The organism is Bradyrhizobium lablabi (genome assembly GCF_001440475.1).
GTDB classification, from domain to species: domain Bacteria; phylum Pseudomonadota; class Alphaproteobacteria; order Rhizobiales; family Xanthobacteraceae; genus Bradyrhizobium; species Bradyrhizobium lablabi.
On record NZ_LLYB01000007.1, the window covers coordinates 1 to 1,320 of the forward strand.

Here is a 1,320-nt window from a genome sequence, read left to right on the forward strand (position 1 = left end):
AGCCGCACGCCGCCCGCCGCCACCGGCCGCCTGCCGGTGCTGCACGCCGCGAGCGTCACCTCGCGCGCCGACAGCGGACGCAGAGCCACCTCAGCCGCGGTCAGCATGCGGTCGGCGAGCAGCAGGCCAGAGCCCTCCGGGTCGTCCGGGTAAGGCGAGGTGTAGGATGGCCCCCTCGGCACCGGGCGCTGCAAGCAGGGCGTGGAAACCTGCCGTACTGGCCGCTTGACCGGTGACAGGCGGCGCGGCCATCCGGTCCGGCCCGTAGAGCGTCGCTAGATCGGCGATACCCTGCCCCAGATCGGCTTTGGCTTCCCGCTGCGTGGCGTGCGGTGTCTGCGGGTCACCGAGCAAGGCGAGCCGCGGCGACGCGGCAGGCCGAGCGGCAAGCGGCAGCAGGGCGCTGATACACGGAAGTTGGCCGACTGGCAGGCACTGGAACAGCCGCTGGCCGCCTCGCGGCAGGGCGGCCCACGGTAGGATATTCAGCGCCCCATGCGGCGCCACGAGCAGCGCATTCGCGCCAAGCGCCCGCTCGAGCAGCTGCGGTGGGACGAGGCCGATGGCATCCAGCCCAAGCTGCTTTGGGTCGTAGTTGTGCGTGCCCGGATTGGCAAGCATGAGGTTGTGGGCAAATTCGCGCAGCCCCGTCAGCGTTTCTGGTGACAACTCGAGCATGTCGAGCGAAAGCTGCCCGTCGTGCAGCAGCACCGCCACCACTCGGCCACCGGCATGAAAGAGTTGCAGCGCCGCCTGCCCGCGCGCCGCCAGCAGTTCGAGCAGTGGAGCGGGATCGCTGGCCGGGGCCGGCAATTGCCCACGTTCGAGTCTGATGCGCTCCACCACCGCCGCACGCTTCAGCACCAGTTCCCGGCGGTCTTTCGCCTCCGCGGCCTCGATCTGCGCGCCAAGTTGGTCCAGTTCTTTAAGCCAATCGGTTCGCGCGGTTGGCGGCGGCCCCGCCGCGAGGGCACTGGAGAGGAAGCGCGACTTCACGGCGTCGGCGTACGCGAGACAGCGCTCCGCATCGCCATGTGCGGCGGCGCAGAAGATCGCCTCTTCAACGGCCGGGAGCCGCTCCTTCAAGAAAAGGCTGTCGAGGCGGAACCCGAGCGAAGCGCGGCGGAGGCCGTCCAGCGCGGCGATGACCTGATCGAAGACAAGCAGCGCCGCGGCGTTCCCGGCCGCCGCCCGCGTAGCCCGCGCCTCATGCCAATGAGACTTCCAGATCGTGTCACGGTGGTCGGCCGCCTCCTCCAGCCGCACGCCCTCGCGCGCATCGGGCAGCGCCTCGGCGGCGCGGCCGGCCTCGATCAGCGC

The 1,320-nt window shown here is 70.7% G+C and carries 1 protein-coding gene; it reads right to left on the reverse strand.

All coding sequences use genetic code 11. From position 1 onward, the window contains the following. Window positions 1-90 precede the first annotated feature (90 nt). The coding region (locus CQ14_RS44350; protein WP_199805394.1) for a CHAT domain-containing protein at window positions 91-1,320 on the reverse strand (1,230 nt) is incomplete at its 5' end.